Origin of the sequence: Nonomuraea gerenzanensis, assembly GCF_020215645.1 — a bacterium.
Classification (GTDB): domain Bacteria; phylum Actinomycetota; class Actinomycetes; order Streptosporangiales; family Streptosporangiaceae; genus Nonomuraea; species Nonomuraea gerenzanensis.
Genome location: NZ_CP084058.1, coordinates 10,586,896 through 10,605,322, shown reverse-complemented (window position 1 = coordinate 10,605,322; position 18,427 = coordinate 10,586,896). Strand labels below are relative to the sequence as shown.

The window sequence follows — 18,427 nt, the reverse complement described above, 5'->3', positions numbered from 1 at the left end:
GAGATATGCAGGAAAATCCGGGGCCCCAATTTCCTTCCGGCGCGCAGGCGGCCGGGTATCCGTACCCGCGGCAGCCGCCGCCGTGGTTCGTGGCCGTCCCGCGCGGGGCCCGGTTCGACCACCTCGCCGCGATCCCCGGGGTGCGGCCGTGGCGGGCGATCGTCGGCACGCTGATCGTCGGCGCCGGCTTCCTGGCGGTCGGCATCGTGGTCGTGATCCTGTTCATGCTCGGGACGGAGCTCTTCGGCCTGCCCGAGGCGGTGGACCCGGAGACGGGGCTGCCCAGGGGCAACGCGTACGGGCTGGCCATGACGCTGCTGTCCATCGCGCCCGTGCTGCTGGTCGTGTGGGGGACGACGGCGCTCGTCCAGCGGCGCCGCCCGGGGACGCTCTCGTCCGTGGTGGGGCGGCTGCGCTGGTCCTGGATGGCCCGGTGCGCGGCGGTGGCCGTGCTGGCGCTGGTGCTCGGGCAGGTGGCGCAGTGGCTCGCCCTGTCGGTCTCCGGCCAGGACTCGGGCATGTTCGGCTGGGCCGGGTGGTCGGCCTTCCTGCCGCTGATCATCGTGATCCTGCTGCTGGTGCCGTTCCAGGCGGCGGCCGAGGAGTACGTCTTCCGCGGCTGGTTCATGCAGGCCGTCGGGGCGCACGTGCGCAACCCCGTCTGGTCCATCCTCATCGGCTCCGCGCTGTTCGCGTCGTTGCACGGGTACTCGTGGGCGGGGCTGGTGGACGTGTTCGCGTTCGGGGCCGTGATGGCGTGGCTGGCGGTGCGCACCGGCGGGCTGGAGGCGCCGATCGCGCTGCACGTGGTCAACAACGTGGTGGCCTTCGGGCTCAGTGCGGCGGCGGGCGAGTTGGAGGACGCGCTGGATCAGGCGAAGACGCCGGTGCCGTGGCAGGCGCTGGCCGGGACCGTGGTGCAGCTCGGGGTGTATGCGTTTGGTGTGATGTATCTAGCTAAAAAGCAGTCAATCAGGACTATTTCGGAATAAAACCGGCGTGAGGTGGGGGGAATCTCGCTAGAGAGGTCTCGTATTTCCGGCCGAGTCATGCTGGTCTGGATGCTGTCGGGACGGCGCGGGTCCCTCCGCGCCGCCCTGGAACGGTCCGCGTACGCGGCCGGGAACGACCTGTACGACGAGCTCGACTAGGAGGTACGGCGCGTGGCCTCCGGCCCCAGCGAACCGCCACGGCGACCGCCGGAAGACGACCCTCGACCCGAGGGCGCATCCGAACCCCATTCCCCTTCTGAAGAGCCCAGGATCAGCCACTCGCCACCCGGTCCCACCGACGACCGGGCCCGCGGCTTACCGCTGGTCTCCCCGTGGGGGATGCCGCCGTTCGCCGCCCCGATCCCCGACGAGGAGCCGCAGGAGCCGCCCAAGGGGCGCAGGCCATACAGCTCGCCGACGGCGGAGGCCGAGGACGAGCCGCGGCGCAGGCCCCGGCGCGTGGTGAACCGGCCCGACAAGCTCGTCGCCGGCGGCCCGCCCCGCCCGGACAGCGGCCCGCCCCCGGGCGACCCCCGGCCGGAGGCCGCCGCGTCCACGGCGGGCCGGCCTGACGCGCCACTCCAAGCCGCCGAAGCCGAGGCCGCCCGTAGTGAGGCCGCCCGCTCCGACGCTGCCCGCTCCGACGCTGCCCGCTCCGAGGCGGCGCGCTCGGAGGCTGTCCGCAGCGAGGATGCCCGCAGCGATGCGGCGCGCTCGGAGGCGGCGCGCAGCGAGGCCGCCCGCGCTGAGGCCGTCCGTGGCGAGGCACTGCGCGGCGAGGCTCCTGGCTCCGAAGCCGTGGCCGCGTCGCAGGCCGACGTGCCGCGCGTGCCCCGCCCACGGCCCGAGGGCGACGCTGTAGCGCGCGACGAGGCGGGCGAAGGCGCCACGACCGGCAACGGGGAGCGCAAGGACCGCACGCCGCCGTACAAGCTGGTGTATCCCTTGCCGGCCGCCGAGCCCCGCGCGCCCGAGCCGGAGCCGGACGCCCTCGACGCCCCCGACGGCGACGAGCCCGAGGTGCGGCGGGTCGGTCGCCCCCCGGCGGGCCGCCCCACCAGGCCCGACCTGCTGGCCGCGAGCACCCCCGCCACCCAGGGCGGCCGCCACCACAGGGGTCCGGCCCCCGCCGCCGTCCGCAGATCCACCCCCGCCCGCCGCGGCACCAGAGCCATCCCGATCGTCCTGACAGTAGCCGCGGCCGTCCTGGTGGCCACCGGCGTGCTCGTCTGGCAGTGGAACGACGAGGACGCCACCGGCCTGCGCCTGGAGGCGGGCACCGGACGTTCGGGGGACGAGCTGTTCACGATCCCCGCCGCCGGCGTCGGCACCGACCAGAAGCTCAACGACATGACCTCGGTGGGCCGCGCCGTGGTGGCGGTCGGCAGCGACACGACCAGCCCGACCCCGCGCCCGCTCTTCCTGTTCTCCCCGAACGGCGGCAAGACCTGGCGGCTCGGCCAGGTCAACGGCGCCTCCACGGCCATCGTGCGGCGCGTGGTCGGCGGCGAGGGCAGGTGGCTGGCCAGCGGCGGCGACGAGAGCACGGGGGAGCGCGGCCTGTGGACCAGCACCGACGGTTACAGCTGGACGGCGGTGGAGGCGTCGGGGCTGGCCGCGTTCCGTGCCGGTGACCGCATCGAGGACATCGCGCGGACGGGCTCGGGGTTCGTCGCGGTCGGACGGACGACGGGCGACGACGGCGGCACGGGCCCGGCGGCCTGGCGCTCGGACGAGGGCCGGGCCTGGGAACGCGTCGAGACCAGGGAGCTGGGAGTACGGGAGCTGAAGGCCGTGGTCGCCAAGGGCGACACGGTCGTGGCCATCGGAGTCCCCGCGGACGGCGAGGGATCGCGGGTGCTGCGCTCGGCGAACGGCGGGCGCGACTGGCAGGCGACCGGCTTCCAGCTCCCCGAGGCCACCGACCCGCGCGCGGGGACGGTGGCGGTGCTGCCCAAGCAGTTCGTGCTGGTGCCGACGCGGCGCCGCACGGTCGAGGGCGACGTGCGGGTCTACTGCTCCCCGACCGGGGCGCAGTGGTCGCAGTGCGGGTCCATCGGCGGCCTGGCCCCCGAGAGCGTGGGCGTGGAGTCGATGATCTCCTATCCGTCGGGGGTGGCCGCGATCAGCCCCGGCGGGATGGGCTCGTACACGGTGCTGACCACCACGGACGGGCGTTCGTGGGCCAAGCGCGCCGATCTGGGCAACCTGACGGGCGCCACGCTGCGCGGGTTCACGATCTCCGACGGCGGCACCCTGTTCGCCGGTGGCGACCAGGCGGCCTCCGACGTGGACAACCAGCTCGTGCTCATGGCCGCGCCGCCGCGCGGTGACGCCGCGCGGGTGCAGCTCGGCGAGGTCGAGGGGCTGACCAGGATGGCCCGCGAGACGAACGCGCTGGCCAGCCACGACGGCCGGTACGTGGCCGTCGGCTCCGCCTCGGGCGACGCCGGCCTGTGGACGATCAAGAACTGGCAGAGCTGGAAGTCCATGAGCCTGGGCGGCACCGGCAGGCAGACGCTGGAGGACGTCGCGCACGGGGGCCGGGGCTGGCTCGCGGTCGGCGGCACCGCGCCGAACGCCGGCGTCACCGACCCCCTGCTCGTCACCTCCGCCGACGGCGAGAGCTGGAAGCGGGTCAACGTCACCGGCGACCTGGCGCGCCGGCCCGATCAGCCCTACCTGCGCACCGACGTGGTGACCGCGGGCCGGGAGGGCTACGTGCTGGCCGGCGAGTCGCGGGACCAGGCGGGCACCGTCAGCGCCGCCATGTGGTTCACGCCCGACATGCGCAAGTACACCCGCTCCAACAAGCTGCCGCAGGGCGGCGTGGGCGTGCGGGTGCACGACGCGATCGCCGCCGGCGAGGGGTACGTGGCCGTGGGCGGCTCGGGCACCGCCGACCAGGAGCGCACGGTGGTCTGGCACTCGGCGGACGGCGTGAACTGGGCCGCCCGCGAGAGCGTGGCCCCGCCGGACGCCACGTCGGCAGGGCTGCGGCGGATCACCACGTACCAGGGCAAGCTCGTGGCCATCGGCACGGCGCTGACGAACGGGGCGCGGCGCGCGTTCGCCGCCGTCTCGGAGGACGACGGCCAGAGCTGGGAGACGGCCTGGCTGCCCGCGGACCGGGCGGCGGCCGTGTACGACCTGGCGGCGGCCCAGGAGGGCCTGGTGGCGGTCGGCTGGCACGGCGTGCCCGGCGAGGGCGACAGCGCGGCCTGGACGTCCCAGGACGGCCTGTTGTGGAACCGCATGGCGCTCACCAAGGACCGCCTGGCGGGCCAGGGCACGCAGTGGTTGTCGGCGGTGGCCGTGGACGGGGCGGAGGTCGTGGCGCTCGGCCGGTCCACGACGTACAGCGCCGACCATCTGATCCTGTGGACGTCCAGCCTCACCTCCAGCCGGTAGGACTACCGCGCGGGCAGCACGCCCCACTCGGCCAGGGCCTCCAGCAGGCCCTCCGTCACGGGCAGCCGGGCGAGGTCTTCGCGGTCGCACCAGCGCACGTCCGCCGCGTCGTCCCCTGCGGCGGGGGCTCCGCCGGACGCAGGGGACGACGCGGTGGACACGGTGGCGAGGTAGTCGCGGATCACGTACGTGACCCCGCCGGGCCCCGGCCGGTCCACCGTGCCGGCCAGGCGGCCGACCACGACGTGCAGCCCGGTCTCCTCCAGCACCTCGCGGCGCACCCCCGCCTCGTCGCTCTCGCCGGGCTCCAGCCGCCCGCCCGGAACGGACCACAGGCCCTGGCCCGGCGGGCGACCGCGCTGGACGAGCAGCAGCCGGCCGGCGGCGTCGAAGATGATCGCGCCCACACAATTTACGCGCACGTGACCAAGATTACGACGGGATAACGGACACTGGCCTTGACGTGGCCGTGCCGGAGAAAGCACCGTGGGTAGTTGTGAGAGCGGCTCCAACCTGTCCACGGTGCTTTGGCCCGCTTCACGGGCCGAGCGCCTGGTCGAGTGCGTTTCGATGTGACACGCACGGAGATGTCCTGCCGTATCAGCCTCCGTGGCCGCCGACCAGCACCGCGCTGCATGCGATACGCAAGAGCTCCGTCGTGCCCGTGTGGCTGCCATGGCCGCTGCCCGTCGGCTGGCTGGTGACCGGCTTCGGCGAGGTGGGCGACCAGCGCACCGGCGCGCGCGCCAGCCTGGTCGCGCTGACCGGGCCGTCGCTGATGGAGGGGCCGGCGGACCTGCTGCTGATCGCCGAGGAACCGGGCATCGGGCTGGGCGCGGCGTTCGCCGGGCTCGACGGGCCCGATCCGGGCGAGGGCTTCGACTCGGGCCCGCCGAACGCGAAGATCACCGTGCTGGGCCATCCCACCGCCCTGTGGTGCGTGGACGGCCAGGACGACCGGGCCGTCTACGCGGGCGAGGCGATGGGCAACTGGCTGTGGGCGATCGCCTGGCCGGCCGACGCGGGCTGCGTGATCGCGCTCGCCGAGCTGTCGCTGCTCGACGCCCGTGATCACGAGCTGGACGTCCCGTTCGGGGCCTTTTCACCGAGACTCGAAGATTAGCGATTCGCGCTGTCAGGCGAACGGACTAGAGTGCGGAGGCGTGACAGCGCGTATCGAGCGAGTGGTGACCGAAGGGGTCGTCGACATCGACGGCACCGAGCACAAGGTCGAGAACAACACCTGGATCGTGGGTGACGACGACGAGGTGATCGTCATCGACGCCTCGCGTGACGCCGACAAGATCCTGGAGCAGGTCGGCGAGCGGGAGGTGCTGGCCGTCATCTGCACGGCGGGCCTGCCCGACCACGTCGGGGCCGCCATCGAGGTGGCCAGCCGGGACGAGGCCGTCGTCGCCCTGCATCCCAAGGACAAGCCCCTGTGGCGGGAGACCTGGCGCGAGACCTGGCCCGACATCGACATGGAGGACGACGGCATCTTCGGCGTGGCCGACGTCCAGCTCGACGTCATGGAGACGCCCGGCGTCACGCCCGGCGGCGTGTCGCTCTACTGCGAGGCGCTCGGGGCCGTGTTCACGGGCAAGGCCCTGCAGGCCGACGGCCCCGGCAAGCTGGGCGGCGAGTATCCGGCCCTGGCCGACCAGCTCACCTCGATCGGCGGGCGGCTGTTCACGCTCCCCGGCGACACACGGGTGCTGGCCGCGCACGGCGACGAGGTGACGGTCGGCGACCTGGAGCCGCACTTCGACGACTGGGTGTCCGGCTCGCTGACCCGGGTCGAGACGGAGCCGGCGAGCGAGGGCCCGCTGACCGACGGCACCAGGATCTCCGGGATCAAGCTGGGCGACGACTGAGGTGCAGGGCCAGCTACCGCTGGACGGGATGCCGCGGCGGCTCTATTCGTGCACGCCGTCGCGGTTGAACACCTGGCTCGACTGCCGGCGCCGCTACCGGTTCACCTACCTCGACCGGCCGCAGCCGTCCAAGGGGCCCGCCTGGGCGCACAACAGCGTGGGTGCGAGCGTGCACAACGCGCTGGCGGGCTGGTGGCGGGAGCCGTACGAGCGCAGGACCCCGCTGACGGCGGCCATCCTCCTGACGAACGGGTGGATCACCGAGGGGTTCAGGGACGCCGAGCAGTCGGCACGCTGGCTGGGCCGCGCCCGCGACCTCGTGTCCGGATATGTCGCGACTTTGGATCCGTCCGACGACCCGGTCGGCGTCGAGCGCACGGTCGCCACCCGCACCAGGGTCATCGCCCTGTCCGGCCGCATCGACCGGCTCGACCGGCGCGGCGACGAGCTGGTCGTGGTCGACTACAAGACCGGCCGCCGCCCGCTCACGCAGGACGACGCCCGCTCCTCGCTGGCCCTGGCGGTGTACGCGGTGGCGGCCTCGGCCATGATGCGCACCCCGTGCCGCACGGTCGAGCTGCACCACCTGCCCACCGGCGAGGTCGTCGAGTGGCGGCACACCGAGGAGTCCCTGGCCCGTCACCTGGCCCGCGCCGAAGAGGTCGCGATGGAGGCGTCGGAGGCCGACGACCGCTACCGGGCCGCCGTGGGCGAGCGGCCCGGGCCGCGCCGCCCCGCCGGCGACCGGCAGGCCATCGGCCCCGCCGAGGTCCCCGCCGACGTCGACAAGTTGTTCGCGCCCAGCCCCGGGCCGATCTGCTCCTGGTGCGACTTCCGCCGCCACTGCCCCGAGGGCCAGGCGGCCGGTCCCGATCGCCAGCCTTGGGATGGCCTGGCCGAATAGCGGTTATGCACCCTGTGTGAAGCATGTGGGCCGGTTACCGGCTGTGGTGGCGCTGGGTGCGCTGTTCAACCCGCGCACGTCGCGGGGCTGCTCGTGCTGCCGCTCGCCGGGCTCGGCATCGTCGTCACGCCGCTCGCCGTGACGCTGGCCAGGCGGGCCGGGATGCGCGTGGTGCTGGTGTCGGGCTCGGCCCTGCTGCTCGCCGGCTCCTGCACGATGCTGGCGGCGCGTACGGCCTGGCCCGTGCTCGCCGCCGCCGTGCTGCTGCCGGTCAGGCGGCCCGCCGGGGCCAGCGGCGAGGATCCTTCAGGCCCTTGAGCCCCTTGCCGACGTCGTAGCCCGCCGCGCCCAGCCGCTCCCTGGCCGCCCGCAGCATCTGCCGGGTGGCGGGCATGAAGGCCCGGTCGTGCACGGGCTCGGGCAGCGAGTTGAGGCTGAGCCTGAACGCCTTCAGCCCGGCGGTGACGGCCGTGCCCGGCACCTCGGGCAGCACGCCGTACATGCGCCTGGCCCAGTCGGGCAGCGTGTAGTAGCACAGCGCGCCGAACGGGAAGTAGGCGGGCTTGCCCGCCGACAACATCCGCAGCTCACGCGGCAGCCGCGGCCACAGCAGGAACCGCACGGTCGAGGCCGCCTCGGGCGTCACGCGCAGGACGGGCCGCACCTGCTTGAAGTAGGCGTCCATCTCGGCACACGAGCCGGGCACGTCGTCGAGGTGCAGGCCGACGTAGGTGGCACTCCTGCGCTGCTCGTACAGGTAGCGGTCGGCCTGGCGCTCACTCAGCCCCAGCCCGCCGCGCCTGGCCACCTCCAGGTACGACGACACCTCCGCGCAGTGCACCCACAGCAGCAGCTCCGGATCGTCCACCCGGTGCGTCCTGCCGGTCTCGGGGTCGCGGACGCGCAGCGCCCGGTGGATGGCGCGCACCCGCCTGCCGATCTCGTCGGCCTCCTTGGGGCTGCCGAACGTCACCCGCCCCACGAAGTCGGCGGTGCGGCGCAGGCGGCCGAACGGGTCTCGCTGGAAGTCGGAGTTCTGCCAGACACCCAGCATGGCGAGCGGGTGCAGCGCCTGCAGCATGAGGCCGCGCACCCCGCCCACCCACATCGAGCGGTCGAGGTGCACCTGCCAGGTCACGGTCTGCGGCGGCTGGACGACGATGTCTTCCATGGTAAGTACAGAGTTACACCGTATTGGATCGGATGTCCAAGAAGTGTTTCTCGGCCGCGTTCCAGAACCGCACCAGCGCCGCAGCGGTCGTCTCCGGCGCCTCCACGGCGGGGGAGTGCACCGCACCGGGCACGACCACGCAGTCGGCACCGAGCCTGGCGGCCATCTCCGACTGCGCCTCCGGCGGCCAGCCGTCGTCGTGCTCGCCGTACAGCACGAGGGTGGGCACCTCGATCTCGCGCAACTCGTCGGTACGGTCGTGCATCGACAGCACCTGCTCGGCCATGCACGACAGGCCCGTGGGGGAGTTGGCGAGCAGGCGCCTGTGCAGGAACTCCATGATCTCGTCGGACACGTCCTGGGCCAGCGCCTCAGGCTCGAACCTGGCGTGCCAGACGGCCTCCAGCCCCAGCTCCGGCACCTCCTGCATGATCTTCCTGCCGTTGCCGGCCCGCCTGCCCTCGATCGCCCCCGGACCCGAGCCCATCAGCGTGAACGAGGCGAACCGCGTGCGCCCGTCGATCACCGCCTCCCTGCCCACCAGCCCGCCGAACGAGTGCCCCACCAGGTGAACGGGGTCGCCGGCGCCGATGACCTGGGACAGCAGGTCCACATCCGCCCCGAGGGCCGCGCACGTGTAGGCGGCGGGGTCGTCGGGGCCCGGGGTCTCGTACTGGCCGCGCAGGTCGATCGCCACCACCCGGCGGCCCGACTGGGCCAGGGTCATCAGGACCGCGATGAAGTCTTCCTTGCTGCCCGTCAGGCCGGGGATCAGGAGCGCGGGCCAGCGCTCAACCACACCACTGACCGGAACGGCCTCCAGGGCCGCGAACGTGCCCTGTGCCGTCTCGATCTTCTGTGGTGTGACGCCAGGAGGCAGGTCGAGGAATCGCGGCGTACTCACGTGGGGCAACAATACCCAGAGGTCAGCGCCTCGACACCGGCATGTCGACTACGCTGGTGCGAGTTCTGAGGAGTTGTGAGGTATGCGCGATCTAGAGATCCGGCCCGCCACCTCGTGGGACGACATGCAGACGGTCTTCGGGCCACGGGGCGCCGCTTCCGGGTGCTGGTGCATGTGGTTCCGGCTCGCCGGGCCCGAATTCCGGGAAACCCCGCCGGAGGGACGCAGGAAGCGCCTCCAGAGGCTCGTGGAGAGCCCTGAGAGGGCGCCTGGGGTGCTGGCGTACCTGTCGGGCAGTCCGGTGGGGTGGTGCGCCGTGGCGCCGCGTGAGGAGCACGCACGGCTGCTCCGGTCCCCCGCCGTCCGGCCCGCCTCCCCTGAGGAGGCCGGGGTGTGGTCGGTGACGTGCTTCTACGTGCGGCGCGAAGGCCGCGGGCACGGCGTGGCCGCCGCCCTGCTCGAAGGGGCCGTCTCGTACGCGGCTTCGCAGGGGGCGCGGGTGGTCGAGGGGTATCCGAAGGACTCGGACAAGCGGGTGAAGGCCGAGGAGCTGTATTACGGGTGGCGGGGGCTCTTCGAGGGGGCGGGGTTCGAGGAGGTCGAACGCCGCTCACCCACCCGGCCGATCATGCGCCGCACGCTGACGTGAGGTGACACGTGACGTGACGTGACGGCACGGAGCAGCCCGGCGCAGCGCGGCAGGGCGCGGCGCGGCGCAGCACGCACGCCGCCGACCTGACGCCGTGGCGCCGGCCTGCGGCGGGCATGCGAAAGGCGCGCACCCTGGCATGGGTGCGCGCCTCAGGACGTGCCTACGCCCGGCAGACGATCAGCCGGTGCGGCGGCGGTTGCCGCCACCCCCGCCACCACGGGGCTGCCGGCGCTGCTGCTTGCGCTCGGTGGCCGCCGACGGCGCGATGTCGTCGTCGTCCGTGGCCAGGTCCGGTGACTGGAAGATCACCGTGAACGGGCTGGGCGGGATGATCCGCTCCGGCTCCCTGCGCACCGGCGGAGGCGGCGTCGCGAGGAAGCTCGGCTCGGGCACCGGCTGAGCGGCGGGCTGGGCGACCGGCTGAGCGGCCGGCGCGGTCTGACGCTCGAAAGCGGGCACGGCAGGCGCGGCGGACGGCTTCACGACCGTCTCGACGCTCTCCACCTCGGCAGGCGCCGCGGCCCTGCGCGTCGTACGCGTGCGCTTCACCGGCGCTGCCTCCTCACCGGCGTCCACCCCGGCGTCCGCCCCGGTCGACTCGCCGGTCGACTCGCCGATCGACTCGGCCTCCGTGACGACGGAAGCCGCGGCCCGCCGCGTACGGGTACGCGTGGTGGCCCCGGTCTCGGCGCCCTCCTCCAGCGAAGCCTCGGCCCGCCGCGAGCGGGTGCGCTTGACCGGCGCCTCGGGGGCGTCGGCGAGTGCCTGCTCGATGGCCGAGGAGGCGGCGCCCCTCCGGGTGCGGGTGCGCCGGGACTCGGCCGCCTGGATCTCGTCCGTAGTGAAGATCGCCGGAGTCTCCTCCGTCTGGGTATCCACGAGCTCGACCTCCGGCCTCTCGGCAGATGCGGACTCCGCCAGCTCCTTCCCGCCGCGGGTGCGGCGGCGCTGGCGGGGCGTGCGGGCAGGGCGCTCCTCGCGCTCGTCACGGCGTCGCCCGCCACGCGTGCGGGTGCGGCCGGTCTCGCCGAGGTCCTCGATGCGCTCCGCCGACAGGCCCGCGCGCGAACGCGCGGCGTGCGGCAGCACGCCCTTGGTGCCCTCGGGGATGCTCAGCTCGGAGTAGACGTGCGGCGAGGTGGAGTAGGTCTCCTCCGGCTCGGCGAAGTCGAGCCCGAGCATCTGGTTGATCATCTTCCAGCGGGTCAGCTCCTCCCACTCCACGAACGTGACCGAGATGCCCGTGCGCCCGGCCCGGCCGGTGCGGCCGATGCGGTGCACGTAGGTCTTGTCGTCGGTGGGGCAGTCGTAGTTGACCACGTGGGTGACGTCGTCGATGTCGATGCCGCGGGCGGCCACGTCGGTGGCCACCAGCACGTCGATCTTGCCGTTGCGGAAGGCCCGCAGCGCCTGCTCGCGCTGGCCCTGCCCGAGGTCGCCGTGCACGGCCGCGACGGCGAAGCCGCGCGTGTCGAGCTGCTCGGCGACCATGTCGCAGGCCCGCTTGGTCTCGCAGAAGACCATGGTGAGCCCGCGGCCGTCGGCCTGCAGCAGCCGGCCGAGGATCTCGATCTTGTCCATGCGGTGGGTGCGCCACACGATCTGGCGCACCTGCGGCGTGGTCTCGCCCTCGCCGCTCTCGTGCTCGGCGCGGACGTGCGTCGGCCGGTTGAGGTACTTGCGCGACAGCGCGACGATCTCGCCCGGCATGGTCGCCGAGAACAACATCGTCTGCCGCTGCTCGGGGATCAGCCTGAAGATCCGCTCGATGTCGGGCAGGAAGCCCAGGTCGAGCATCCTGTCGGCCTCGTCGAGCACGAGCGTGGTGATCTGGCTCAGGTCGAGGTGCTTCTGCTTGACCAGGTCGAGCAGGCGGCCCGGGGTGCCGACGATGACGTCGACCCCGGCCTTGAGCGCCTCGACCTGCGGTTCGTACGCGCGCCCGCCGTACACGGTGAGGACCCGCGAGCCGAGCTTGCCCGCCGCGGTCACGAGGTCCTCGCTGACCTGCGTGGCCAGCTCGCGGGTCGGCACGACGACCAGCCCGCGGGGCTTCTTACGGTTCTTGCGCGGCTTGCCGATGCTCTGCAGCATGGCGATGCCGAACGCGTAGGTCTTGCCCGTGCCCGTGCGCGCCTGGCCGATCAGGTCCTGGCCGCTCAGCGCGAGCGGGAGCGCCATCTCCTGGATGGGGAACGGTGTGACGATACCCTCGGTCTCGAGGGCATCGGCGATCTCTGGTGTGACTCCGAGGTCTCGGAAAGTCGTCAGCGTGGCCTGCCTCAGTCTCAAATGAAGGCGGGCCTGCCGGGACCGACGGGCGGAAAACGCCCCCGTTTCGTGGGTCCTCGCGGTAGAGCCAGCCCTCTCGCGTCATCAGCGACCGCGCACCCGGGGAATCGGGGGGTAATCGGGGGATTCCCCCGAATTAACACAGTGCGGTCGCACTTTCACAGAGCAGTGTACTCGATACCACAACGCTGACCGAGCTTGCGTATGTTCCCGAAGTTTCCGCGAAGTACGCTGCCTGTCATGAAGGAGTCTCCTGGAGTCGTCGACCTGCTCGGTGTGCTGGCCTACGCGGAGCTCAGCGCGTACGCGCGCATGACGGAGGACGCGGCCACGCTGGCGCCCTCCCTGGCCGACAGGGCGGCCCTGAGCGAGCTGGCCGTCACCGAGTACGCCCATTTCCGCCTCCTGCGCGACCGGCTGGCCGAGCTGGGCGCCGATCCCGACGAGGCGATGTCGCCGTTCGTGGCCGCGCTGGACGCCTGGCACACGCAGACGAAGCCGACCGACTGGCTCCAGGCGCTGGTCAAGACGTACGTGGGTGACGGCATCGCGCTCGACTTCTACCGGGAGGCGGCCAGGCTGCTGGACCCGTCGATCGTCAAGCTGGTGGACGAGGTGCTGGTGGACGAGGAGCGTTCGCAGTTCGCCGTCGAGCGGGTCAGGGCCGGGATCGAGGCCGAGCCGGCGGCGGCCGGGCGGCTGGCGCTGTGGGCGCGGCGGCTGGTGGGGGAGGCGCTCAGCCAGGGCCAGCAGGTGGCCTCGGCGCGGCCGGAGCTGGCGCTGCTGCTGATCGAGTCGCACGAGGGCCACGCGGACATCTCCCGCCTGTTCGCCAAGCTGACCGAGGCGCACAACAAGCGCATGGCCGCGATGGGCATCTGACCGGTCCGGCCATCGGGCGGCGCGCGGGCACGGAACGGTTGTAGCGTGCCGACATGAGGGCCTCGCGCCGCTACGGCAGTTCCTTGACCAGATGTGGACCGAATCGCTGGACCACCCGGGCCGTGCTGCGGAGGGAGAGCGCACGCTGCCCGGCCTCCGACCCGAGGTGTGACGCCGTGCACCGGCCGCGGCGGCCCCGCGGCTGCCACCTGGTGAGATCTCGCCCCTGACCCGGGAGGGCGGGCTCGTGAAGGGTACGACGCGGCAGCCGTACCCCCCGCCCGGCTGAGCTCTAGAGCGTGCCGCCGAACCCGACCGGCCTGGCCTCGTCCTCGCCGATCTCGACGAACCCGAGCGCGGCCACCGGCACCACGACCCGCCTGCCCTTCACATCGGTGATCGCGAACACGCCGCCGCGATCGACCGACAGGGCGTTTCTGATCTCCTCTTCGACCTGCTCGGCGCTGAGGTCGGTCTCGACAACGAGTTCGCGGTGTACGGAGCGTACGCCGATCTTGACTTCCATGGTGGCTCCCTAGTCGACGGGCTGGCTCACTCCCCATCGTCCCCGGTCGGACGTCGCAACGGGGCGAATGATCGCGCCCAGCGAACGGGTTATGCCGTACGCGGAAAACCGCTGATGCCCCGCCACGCCAGCCGGGCCATCAGCTGCTCGGCCGCGTCCTTCGGGATCGAGCCCTGCGTGGTGACCCAGTAGCGGGCACTCACCTCGGCCATGCCGACCAGCCCGACCCCGAGCAGGTGCGCCTCGTCACTGGTGCACCCGGTGTCCTCCTGGATGAGCTCGCTGACCATCTCGGCGCACTCGCGCAGCGAGCGCTCCACCCGCTGCCGCACCGGCGCGACGTTACGCAGGTCGGACTCGAACACCAGGCGGAACGCCTCCCCCTGGGAGGAGACGAAGTCGAAGAACGCGCTGAAGGTGGCCTGCACGCGCAGCTTGTTCTCGTGGGTCGAGGCCAGCGCCTCGCGACAGCGGTTGACCATGTCGTCGACGTGCAGGTCGAGCAGCGCCAGATAGAGCTCCAGCTTGCCCGGGAAGTGCTGGTAGAGCACCGGCTTGCTGACCCCGGCCCGCTCGGCGATCTCGTCCATGGCGGCCGCGTGATAGCCGTTCTCCACGAACACTTCCTGCGCGGCGCTCAGGAGCTGCCGGCGTCGGGCCAGTCGGGGCAGCCGGGTGCCCCGGGGCTTGGCGTCCGGGGTTGCGGTCACGCGGGTCTCCATTGCTCTCTCAGGCGGGCCTTGCGTTCGCGCCCAGCGGTGGCTGTGCGGTGCACGCAGCGGCAATCCTACGTGTGAGTAGGTTACGTGGCGGCGGCAGTCGCCGACTAAGGGTTGCCTCTGCGCAGGTCGGCATGGCCTGGCCCGGCACCGGACCGGCGCCGGGCAGGCTCAGCGGTAGTCGTCGTCGTCGAGATCCACCACCCGGTCCTGGTCGGCCGCGTCGGCCGGATCGACGTCCAGAGGCAGCTCGCGGCGCAGCCGCCCCACGCTCTGGAGCACCTCGCGCTGCTGCTCGGCCGCGTCGGCCTCGGGCGTCTCGATCGACCTCTCCCCCTCGTCGTCGGCGAACGGGCCTTCGTCCCCGCGTATGTCCATCTCCGACATGTTCAGGTCCCCCTCTCGGTGCGGACGAACCCAGCCTACGCCCGGCCGAAAAGGTCGCCGCGCTTCTCCACTCTGGCCAGGGCGTCGGGCGCGGTGAACACGAGGTCCTCGGGGTGTTCACAGCTCTCGACCTCCTTCCACGTCAGCGGGGTCGAGACCGTCGGCTGCTCCCTGGCCCGCAGGGAATACGGGGCGACGGTGGTCTTGGCCGGGTTGTTCTGGCTCCAGTCGATGAACACCTTGCCAGGGCGCAGCTTCTTCGTCATCACGCTGACGATCTGGCCGGGATGCTCCTTCTCCAGGAGCTGGGCCAGCCTCTTGGCGTACACGGAGGGCTCCTCGCGGCAGTCCCAGTCCGCGTACAGCTGCATGCCCTTGCTCCCGCTGGTCTTCGGCAGGGCCTTCAGGCCCTCCTGCTTGAGCACGTCCCGCAGCAGGACGGCCACGCGGGTGCACTCGACGATCGTCGCGGGCGGCCCAGGATCGAGGTCGAACACGAGCGTGTCCGGCGGCAGCGCCTGGCCGTCCTCGTCCACGCGCCACTGCGGCACGTGCAGCTCCAGGGCGGCCAGGTTCGCGTAGTAGACGAGCGTGGGCAGGTCCTCCACGACGGCGAAGTCGATGGTCTCGCGGTTCTTGGTGCTGCCGGGGGCGGGCAGGGTGACCCGCCTGACCCAGCCGGGGGTGTGCTCGGGGGCGTTCTTCTCGAAGAAGGACTGGCCGGTCACGCCGTTCGGGTAACGCTTGACGGTCAGGGGACGCCCCCGCAGGTGAGGCAGCAGGACGGGCGCGATGCGGCTGTAGTAGTCGATGACCTCGGCCTTGGTGAAGCCGTAGTCGGGGTAGAGGACCTTGTCCAGGTTGCTCAGGGTGAGCTCGCGCCCGTCCACCTTGACCGGCACTTTCATCGCGTCACCTCCGCGGGGAGCTTGTCGGGGCGCAGACCGCGCCACACGGGGTGCCGCAGCCGTTGCTCGTCGGTCCACATCGTGTAGGCCACCTCCCCGACCAGATCGGGCCTAACCCACCGATTCCTCCACGGGACGTCGTTGCAGAACGGGCTGCGCGGGATCTCCAGAGGGCGCAGCAGCTGGTACAGCTCGTCCAGCACCGCGTCGGTGAAGCCCGTGCCGACGTGGCCGACGTACGTCAGCCCCGAGCCCGTGAACACGCCCATGACCAGCGAGCCGACCCCGCCCGCCCGCCGCCCCTTGCCGGGTTTCCAGCCCCCGATGACGACCTCCCGCGTGGCCAGGTTCTTGACCTTGATCCACCAGGGGGACCGGACGCCCGAGCGGTAGGGGGAGTCGAGCCGCTTGGCGATCACGCCTTCGAGTCCCTGCTCGTGCGTGGCCGAGAGCAGGTCCGACTCGCCGGGGAAGTACGGGGGCGCGCCGATGTCCAGCTCGTCCAGCAGCGCCCTGCGGTCGCGGTAGGACAGGTCGAACAGCGGGGTGCCGTCGAGGAAGAGCAGGTCGAACGGCAGGTACGTGATCGGGTACAGCTCCAGGAAGATCGGCTCGGGGTCGGTGAGGTGCATGCGCCGCTGGAGCCGTTCGAAGCTGGGCCTGCCGTGCTCGTCGAGTGCCACGACCTCCCCGTCTATGACCGCGTTCTTCAGCCCGAACCCGGAAATTTCCGGATACCTCCGCGTGTATTCGGCTCCGTGCCTCCCCGTCACCCTCATCCCGCCGTCAAGATGGAGGAGGGCACGGATGCCGTCCCACTTGACCTCCAAGCCGTACAGCTCCCGATCGGACGGTAGTTCCCCAGGTACGGCCAGCATCGGTTCGATCGGGTATGGCATTGGTTGCCCCATGACGGGTATGTGCCCATTGCCGGGCTGGTTGAGAGCTGAGGGGTGCCCCATGCGCAGCATCTGGAAAGGTGCGATCTCCTTCGGGCTGGTCACGATCCCGGTCAAGCTCTACTCCGCGACCGAGCAGAAGGACGTGACGTTCCACCAGGTCCACCGCGAGGACGGCGGCCGGATCCGCTACAAGCGGGTGTGCACCCAGGACGGCGAGGAGGTCGCCTACGCCGACATCGCCAAGGGCTACGAGCTGGCCTCGGGCGAGATGGTGGTGCTCACCGACGAGGACTTCGAGGACCTGCCGCTGAGCACCTCCCGGCGGATCGACGTGCTGCAGTTCGCCCCTGCCGAGCAGATCGACCCCATCTACTTCGCCAAGTCGTACTACCTGGAGCCCGACGCGCAGGGCGCCAAGCCGTACGTGCTGCTGCGCAACGCGCTGGAGAGCTCGGGGCAGGTCGCGGTGGTCAAGGTGGCGCTGCGGCAACGCGAGTCGCTGGCCACGCTGCGGGTCAGGGACGGCGTGTTCGTCCTGGAGACCATGCTCTGGCCGGACGAGATCCGCACGCCCGACTTCGCCTTCCTGGAGGAGGACATCGAGGTCCGCGCCCAGGAGCTCAAGATGGCCGAGTCGCTGATCACCACCATGGAGTCCGACTTCGACCCCGCCGAGTACCACGACACCTACCGCGAGGCGCTGCAGCAGGTGATCGAGGCCAAGGTGGCGGGCAAGGAGGTCATCCCGGCCCGCGAGGAGGAAGAGGCCGGTCCGGCGGTGGACCTCATGGCGGCGCTGCGGGCGAGCGTGGAGGCGGCCAAGCGGGAGCGCGGTGGCGAGCCTGCCAGGCCCAAGAAGGCGGCGGGGAAGACGGCGGCCAAGGATTCCAAGGACTCCAGGGACTCCTCCAAGGACTCCAAGGACGAGGAGAAGGCCGCGCCCAAGCGGAAGACTCGCAAGTCCGCCTGAGGCTTGCCTGGTCAGGCCCAAAGGTAGAGGGCGTGGCGGGAGCGTACGACGGGCTCCAGCCAGTCGAAGAAGCTCTCCAGCCACGGGTCCGGTAAGGGGTGGCCCTGTGGCGGGCGGATCGTGCGCTTGAACGGGGCCGGCACTGTGCGGCTGAACTCGCGTGCCGTTTGCCGCAGCAGCGCCAGGTGCCCGGCTACGGCCTCTTCGTCCGTTCGTTGCCCGGGGGGCGGCGCGTCGTCGGCCGGGGGTGGGCCCGGTGCGGGGGGTGATGGGGGCGGGGGGAGGGTGTGTACGAGGTGGCGGGCCTGGATGAAGGCCGGTTCGCGGGTCCAGGCGTTCGTACGGGCCTCGGTGGCGTGTGCCGCGGCTGTGAGGTCGGCTTGGGCTGCGGCGAGGTCGTGGGCGGTGTCCCAGGTACGGAGGCGGGCCAGGTAGTGGTGGAACCGGCCGGTGGTGATGGCGGCGTACCAGCGGCGCCAGCGGGATGACCATTCGGTGAGGTCGTCGGGGAGGAGCGTCGTCCAGGCCGCCTGGCGCCATTCGGGCGGGAAGAGGCGGTTGGCGCCGATGACGGCCACTCGGTGGCTGGGGTGGGAGGTCTCCGGGGCGAGGGTCAGCAGGGTGCGCAGGCGGGTGTCGAGGTGTTGCCACCGGTGCAGGGCTGTGGCGGGGTCGAGCTTGTCCGGTGGGGGGTCGGTGCGGAGGGTGAGGCCGAGGGTGTGGGACAGGTGGGCGTGGGCGCGTACCAGGAGGGCGAGGTCGGCGGGATCGGCGTGATCACGCACGGCCGCAGGCACCCGGTCCGTCCCCATGATCGTGCATCGTAGCCAGGGGTCCGGTGTCGCAGGGGTGGCGGCCGAATGGGACATATGCGGATAAGTGGTGTTTTTTCATTGGATAAATCTTTAATGCGAGCAATAAGATTGTTAATGC

At 71.9% G+C, this 18,427-nt stretch carries 19 protein-coding genes; 9 read left to right on the top strand and 10 right to left on the bottom strand.

Annotation, left to right across the window (positions count from 1 at the left end; translation table 11 throughout):
* Nucleotides 1–5 precede the first annotated feature (5 nt).
* The gene (locus LCN96_RS49335) at nucleotides 6–992 is read left to right on the top strand and encodes a CPBP family intramembrane glutamic endopeptidase (RefSeq protein WP_225269306.1); all 987 of its coding nucleotides are present in this window, start codon (nucleotides 6–8) and stop codon (nucleotides 990–992) included.
* A gap of 339 nt (nucleotides 993–1,331) precedes the next feature.
* The gene (locus LCN96_RS49330) at nucleotides 1,332–4,403 is read left to right on the top strand and encodes a hypothetical protein (RefSeq protein ID WP_225269305.1); all 3,072 of its coding nucleotides are present in this window, start codon (nucleotides 1,332–1,334) and stop codon (nucleotides 4,401–4,403) included.
* Between the two features lie 2 nt (nucleotides 4,404–4,405).
* Here LCN96_RS49330 and LCN96_RS49325 read toward each other — a convergent pair whose 3' ends face one another.
* Nucleotides 4,406–4,825 (bottom strand): NUDIX hydrolase, encoded by a 420-nt coding sequence (locus tag LCN96_RS49325; protein WP_225269304.1) that lies wholly within the window; start codon nucleotides 4,823–4,825, stop codon nucleotides 4,406–4,408.
* A 41-nt stretch (nucleotides 4,826–4,866) separates the two neighbouring features.
* Between LCN96_RS49325 and LCN96_RS49320 the strand changes: the two genes are divergently transcribed.
* From LCN96_RS49320 to LCN96_RS49305, 4 genes are all read left to right on the top strand, one after another.
* On the top strand, nucleotides 4,867–5,526 hold the full coding sequence (locus tag LCN96_RS49320; RefSeq protein ID WP_311132119.1) for a DUF6758 family protein: 660 nt from the start codon (nucleotides 4,867–4,869) through the stop codon (nucleotides 5,524–5,526).
* 40 nt (nucleotides 5,527–5,566) lie between these two features.
* Nucleotides 5,567–6,277, top strand: coding sequence for an MBL fold metallo-hydrolase (locus LCN96_RS49315; protein WP_225269303.1), 711 nt, complete (start codon nucleotides 5,567–5,569; stop codon nucleotides 6,275–6,277).
* 28 nt (nucleotides 6,278–6,305) lie between these two features.
* Nucleotides 6,306–7,181 (top strand): RecB family exonuclease, encoded by an 876-nt coding sequence (locus LCN96_RS49310; protein WP_225276227.1) that lies wholly within the window; start codon nucleotides 6,306–6,308, stop codon nucleotides 7,179–7,181.
* Nucleotides 7,182–7,274: 93 nt separating this feature from the next.
* Complete coding sequence (locus tag LCN96_RS49305) at nucleotides 7,275–7,499, top strand: hypothetical protein (RefSeq protein WP_225269302.1); 225 nt, start codon at nucleotides 7,275–7,277, stop codon at nucleotides 7,497–7,499.
* Here the strand turns inward: LCN96_RS49305 and LCN96_RS49300 are convergent.
* Nucleotides 7,453–8,352 carry an oxygenase MpaB family protein gene (locus LCN96_RS49300; RefSeq protein ID WP_225269301.1) on the bottom strand — a complete coding sequence of 300 codons (900 nt, stop codon included), beginning with the start codon at nucleotides 8,350–8,352 and terminating at the stop codon, nucleotides 7,453–7,455. The genes LCN96_RS49305 and LCN96_RS49300 overlap by 47 nt on opposite strands.
* A gap of 13 nt (nucleotides 8,353–8,365) precedes the next feature.
* Nucleotides 8,366–9,256, bottom strand: a complete 891-nt coding sequence (locus LCN96_RS49295) for an alpha/beta fold hydrolase (RefSeq protein ID WP_225269300.1) — start codon at nucleotides 9,254–9,256, stop codon at nucleotides 8,366–8,368.
* An 82-nt stretch (nucleotides 9,257–9,338) separates the two neighbouring features.
* Between LCN96_RS49295 and LCN96_RS49290 the strand changes: the two genes are divergently transcribed.
* Complete coding sequence (locus LCN96_RS49290) at nucleotides 9,339–9,905, top strand: GNAT family N-acetyltransferase (RefSeq protein ID WP_225269299.1); 567 nt, start codon at nucleotides 9,339–9,341, stop codon at nucleotides 9,903–9,905.
* A 180-nt stretch (nucleotides 9,906–10,085) separates the two neighbouring features.
* Here LCN96_RS49290 and LCN96_RS57270 read toward each other — a convergent pair whose 3' ends face one another.
* Nucleotides 10,086–12,089, bottom strand: a complete 2,004-nt coding sequence (locus tag LCN96_RS57270) for a DEAD/DEAH box helicase (RefSeq protein ID WP_311132118.1) — start codon at nucleotides 12,087–12,089, stop codon at nucleotides 10,086–10,088.
* Between the two features lie 351 nt (nucleotides 12,090–12,440).
* Between LCN96_RS57270 and LCN96_RS49280 the strand changes: the two genes are divergently transcribed.
* Entirely contained in the window at nucleotides 12,441–13,082 is a 642-nt protein-coding gene (locus tag LCN96_RS49280; protein ID WP_225269298.1) for a ferritin-like fold-containing protein, read from the top strand.
* 292 nt (nucleotides 13,083–13,374) lie between these two features.
* Here the strand turns inward: LCN96_RS49280 and LCN96_RS49275 are convergent, their stop codons facing one another.
* The 5 genes from LCN96_RS49275 to ligD (LCN96_RS49255) form a co-directional block, all read right to left on the bottom strand.
* Entirely contained in the window at nucleotides 13,375–13,608 is a 234-nt protein-coding gene (locus LCN96_RS49275) for a DUF3107 domain-containing protein (protein WP_080045270.1), read from the bottom strand.
* A gap of 89 nt (nucleotides 13,609–13,697) precedes the next feature.
* Nucleotides 13,698–14,318: a TetR/AcrR family transcriptional regulator gene (locus LCN96_RS49270; protein WP_185100948.1), complete on the bottom strand. Its 621-nt coding sequence runs from the start codon at nucleotides 14,316–14,318 to the stop codon at nucleotides 13,698–13,700.
* A 180-nt stretch (nucleotides 14,319–14,498) separates the two neighbouring features.
* Nucleotides 14,499–14,705, bottom strand: coding sequence for a hypothetical protein (locus LCN96_RS49265; RefSeq protein WP_225269297.1), 207 nt, complete (start codon nucleotides 14,703–14,705; stop codon nucleotides 14,499–14,501).
* Between the two features lie 44 nt (nucleotides 14,706–14,749).
* Nucleotides 14,750–15,622, bottom strand: coding sequence for a non-homologous end-joining DNA ligase (gene ligD, locus LCN96_RS49260; protein WP_225269296.1), 873 nt, complete (start codon nucleotides 15,620–15,622; stop codon nucleotides 14,750–14,752).
* Nucleotides 15,619–16,521, bottom strand: coding sequence for a non-homologous end-joining DNA ligase (gene ligD / locus LCN96_RS49255; protein ID WP_225269295.1), 903 nt, complete (start codon nucleotides 16,519–16,521; stop codon nucleotides 15,619–15,621). The genes ligD (LCN96_RS49260) and ligD (LCN96_RS49255) overlap by 4 nt, the downstream gene beginning before the upstream one ends.
* Nucleotides 16,522–16,582: 61 nt before the next feature.
* Here ligD (LCN96_RS49255) and ku point away from each other — a divergent pair, with 61 nt between their 5' ends.
* Entirely contained in the window at nucleotides 16,583–17,494 is a 912-nt protein-coding gene (ku, locus tag LCN96_RS49250) for a non-homologous end joining protein Ku (protein WP_225269294.1), read from the top strand.
* An 11-nt stretch (nucleotides 17,495–17,505) separates the two neighbouring features.
* On the opposite strand, the gene LCN96_RS49245 is transcribed toward ku, so the two are convergent.
* Nucleotides 17,506–18,306 (bottom strand): hypothetical protein, encoded by an 801-nt coding sequence (locus LCN96_RS49245; protein WP_225269293.1) that lies wholly within the window; start codon nucleotides 18,304–18,306, stop codon nucleotides 17,506–17,508.
* Nucleotides 18,307–18,427 lie beyond the last annotated feature (121 nt).